This is a genomic window from Stenotrophomonas sp. 05L44_2, assembly GCF_056665995.1.
The window spans coordinates 1-3,667 of the sequence record NZ_JBFTNR010000432.1 but is presented as its reverse complement, the minus strand read 5'-3'; the positions used below and the strand labels follow the sequence as shown (position 1 = coordinate 3,667).

Annotated in this window: 5 protein-coding genes; 3 read left to right on the top strand and 2 right to left on the bottom strand. The window is 69.7% G+C overall.

Annotation, left to right across the window (positions count from 1 at the left end; all coding sequences use genetic code 11):
• Nucleotides 1–378 (top strand): LysR family substrate-binding domain-containing protein (locus tag AC1VAN_RS14990; RefSeq protein ID WP_480986099.1); only part of this gene is annotated, 378 nt, incomplete at its 5' end.
• Nucleotides 379–461: 83 nt separating this feature from the next.
• On the opposite strand, the gene AC1VAN_RS14985 is transcribed toward AC1VAN_RS14990, so the two are convergent.
• Together AC1VAN_RS14985 and lepB are read right to left on the bottom strand one after the other, a co-directional pair.
• Nucleotides 462–1,718 carry an MFS transporter gene (locus tag AC1VAN_RS14985; RefSeq protein ID WP_480986098.1) on the bottom strand — a complete coding sequence of 419 codons (1,257 nt, stop codon included), beginning with the start codon at nucleotides 1,716–1,718 and terminating at the stop codon, nucleotides 462–464.
• A 120-nt stretch (nucleotides 1,719–1,838) separates the two neighbouring features.
• A complete protein-coding gene (gene lepB / locus AC1VAN_RS14980; RefSeq protein WP_099786261.1) occupies nucleotides 1,839–2,465 on the bottom strand; it encodes a signal peptidase I in 627 nt (208 codons plus the stop codon).
• A 233-nt stretch (nucleotides 2,466–2,698) separates the two neighbouring features.
• Between lepB and AC1VAN_RS14975 the strand changes: the two genes are divergently transcribed.
• Nucleotides 2,699–3,100: a hypothetical protein gene (locus tag AC1VAN_RS14975; RefSeq protein ID WP_032978120.1), complete on the top strand. Its 402-nt coding sequence runs from the start codon at nucleotides 2,699–2,701 to the stop codon at nucleotides 3,098–3,100.
• Between the two features lie 3 nt (nucleotides 3,101–3,103).
• Entirely contained in the window at nucleotides 3,104–3,550 is a 447-nt protein-coding gene (locus AC1VAN_RS14970) for a hypothetical protein (RefSeq protein ID WP_025875822.1), read from the top strand.
• Nucleotides 3,551–3,667: the final 117 nt, after the last annotated feature.

Here is a 3,667-nt window from a genome sequence, read left to right as displayed (position 1 = left end):
GCCCTGCGTCGCCTGTCGAAAGGCGGGACGCTGGCGTTGCGTGATCTGGCGCAGGAACCGTTCGTGGCGTTCCGCCGCAGCGCCGGGGCGGGCATCCATGACCACATGATCGCGCTGTGCGCGGCAGCGGGTTTCACCCCGCGCATCGTGCAGGAAGCCGGTGAGGCTTCAACGCTGATCAGCCTGGCCGCTGCGGGACTGGGTGCGGCGATCCTGCCTTCGTCGTGCGACCACATCCGGGTGGAAGGTGCGCGCTTCGTGCCGCTGGCCGATGCCGGCGCGCATTCGGAAGTGCAGTTGGCGTGGCGCCGCGAGGGGGTGACACCGTTGATCCGCAATTTCGCCGGGCTGCTTCGCGAGGCGTTTGCGGAAGCGTGAGGTGCCGCGCTGCGCGCTCGCCGGGCACGGCCCGGCGCTACCGCTGGCCCACCCAGGTAGCGCCGGGCCATGCCCGGCGGGCGTCAGGCGGTCACCGGCTGCGGCGCGCGCTGCTGCAGCGCCCACACGATGCCACCGCCGATCAGGGTCAGCAGCGCGGCGAACGCGCACACGCCCAGCCAGTCCCACGCGGCATAGGCCAGACCACCCACGCCGCCCAGCACGCTCGAGCCCAGGTAGTAGGCAAACAGGTACAGCGCCGACGCTTCCGCACGCATGGAGCCGGCACGGCTGCCGACCCAGCTGCTGGCCACCGAATGACCACCGAAGAAACCGAAGGTCACCAGCGCGATGCCCACTGCCATCGCCGGCAGCCACGGCATCGCCAGCAGCACGATGCCGGCGGCGATCAGGCCGAAGGAGATCGCCAGGATGCGACCGCGCCCATGGCGCGTGGCCTGCTGGCCCATCCACGCTGAACTGAAGGTGCCGACCAGATACACGCTGAAGATCAACCCGACCACGGTCTGGCTGAGGTGGTACGGCGGCGCCAGCAGGTGATAGCCGAGGTAGTTGTAGAGGGTGACGAACACACCCATCAGCACGAACGAGGTGGCGAACAGCCACGGCAGGCCGGGATCGGCAAACAGCGTGCGCCAGCGCGCGGGCAGCTGGCGCAGGCCACTGCGACTGGCCTGGAAGTGGCGCGACGGTGGCAGCTGCAGCCACAGCAGCACGGTGCTGGCCATGGCGATGATCGAGACCACGCCGATGCCCCAGCGCCAGCCCCAGTGGTCGGCGATGATGCCGGCCAGCAGGCGCCCGCTCATGCCACCGATGGCGTTGCCGCCGATGTACAGGCCCATCGCCAGGCCCAGCGCGCGGCTGTCCATCTCTTCCACCAGGTAGGTCATCGCCACCGCCGGCACGCCGCTCAATGCCAGCCCCAACAGGGTGCGCAGCACCAGCAGGGTGGCCCAGTCGTCGACCAGTGCGGTGCACAGCGACAGCGTGGCCGAGGCCAGCAACGCAACGATCATCAGCGGGCGCCGGYCGACCGCATCGGACAGCAGGCCCGCCAGCAGCATGGCCACGGCMAGGGTGCCGGTGGTCAGCGACAGCGACATCGCGCTGCCGGCAGCGGACACGCCGAAGTGGCGACTGAACTCGGGCAGCAGTGGCTGCACCGTGTACAGCAGGCCGAAGGTCGAAAAGCCAGCCAAAAACAGCGCCAGCGCGGTGCGGCGGAAGGCCGGCGTCCCCTGCTGGATGCGGGTGTCGACGGGAGCGTCGTCAGTACGGGGACGGTCGGCGAGGGCCGCCGGGGTATCGCCAGTCATGGGAGCGGTGGGCCGTGGGGGCGGCCGGAGTGGAGGGGACGGGCCCCAGACTAGGCCCGTCCATCCAGTCGATCCATAACCCGATAGGTCATGATTGATACTTCTGGCATATCGATAAGCTTACAGCCGCTGCCACTCAAAGCCGTCGCCACGGCGGTAGTACACCGCCACTGCGCGGCCATAGATCTTGTCTGCATCGACAAAGCCGAAGAAGCGACCGTCGAAGCTGTTGCCACGATGGTCGCCCAGCACCAGCACCTTGCCGGCGGGCACCTGCAGATCCGCGATGTCCGGGCCACCGCCGCTGTCCAGATCGAGGCTGGCGCGGCGCTCTCCGAAAGCTTCGGTGTCGGCCAGGTCGGCGATCTGCAGCGGCTGGCCGTTGATGCTCAGGTGGCCATCGCGCAGCTGCACGTGGTCGCCGGCCACGGCGGCGACGCGCTTGATCAGGCGGGTGCCATCGGCCGGCGAATCGAACACCGCCACCTCACCACGCTGCGGCGTGCCGGCAGCCAGCAGCTCCTGGCTGGTGAACGGCAGGCGCAGGCCGTAGGCGCGCATGTCCACCACCACCCGGTCACCCGGTTGCAGCGTCGGCTGCATCGAACCGCTGGGCACGACGTAGTGGTTGGCGAGGGTGTCGCGGGCGGCAGCGAGCAGGCCCAGCATCACCAGCAGCGGCAGTGCCTCCTTCTTCAGCCAGGTGAGCGCGCGCTCTGGGAACGGCGGACGGGCTACAGCATCCATGTCAGGCTCCGGGTGGTGGGTGGGCATCAGACCGCAAGGGCAGGCGTGAGGTTCCCGGGCATCATGCCGGTCTCCATGCCCGTGCCGATCAACAGTCGGCAGCCACCGGGTGCATTCCGGCCGGACGTTATGAAGGTTTTACGCCCGGGCCGGGCACTGGGCATCGCACCTTTACGGCCCCCACGCGCATCGTATGCCTACCGCGCCGCAGGGCGCTTTGCGCAAGGTGTTGTATGACCCTCCTGGTGATCCGGCATGCGTCGCCGTCGGTGCCGCGTCCGCTGCTGCCGGCCGAGTTGTCCGGCCATCCGGTGCTGTGCACCGACTGCGCCAGCTTGGCCGATGTGCGCCAGTGTCTGTGCCAGCCGCAGGCGCGCACCGCGGACTGGGTGCTGCTTGATGTCGGCGTCGCCGACGAGGCGCAATGGTGTGCCGAGGGCGGTGCGCTGCAGGCGGCGCTGGACGGTCTGCCGGCGGAGTACATCGAACTGCAGTCGCCGCACCAGCCCGGTCTGGAGGCGCGCCTGCGCCTGCAGCACGGCCCGGCCGCCGTGGTGGTCGACCAGCGCAGCCAGCAGGCGGGTTATCCGCTGTCATTGGCCATCGTCAGCCGTCGCCTGGCACGGGAGGGCTGAGCCATGTCGATCTTCATCATCCGTGGCCCGGAAGCGGCGGGCGCGTTGATCCGCACCGCCGCGCCGCTGCCGGCGCCGGTACTGAAATCACTGGTGCACCGTGCGATCGATGCGGGCACCAGCGTGGCGATCCGCGCCTGCGGTTCGGAGCAGGAACTGCTGGACGCGCTGCGCGTGGCCGACCACAGCCGTGGCGAGGTGACGCTGCTGGATCCGGGCGCATGTGCCGACAGCCTGCGCCTGCAGCGGCTGCTGCCCTACCTGCACAACGCGTACGTGGAAGTGCATGACGATGGCGCCGTGGCCGAGCCGTGCCTGCCGGCCGGTGTTGGCCAGCGCCTGGGCATCGCCGCCGGGTACGGCGCGCAGAGCTATGTACTGGCGCTGGATATCGCGCTGGATCACCTGGGGTTGGCCGAGCAGGCGAACCGGGTGCATGTAGGGACGTGATGGCCGGGCTGCGGCCGGCACCCGGTAGTGCCGGCCGCTGGCCGGCAACCTCAACAGCCAAAGCCGGTTTCCTGGGGGATGGCGGGGTGGGTCCGGTTGCGGGGGACGCCGTAAACC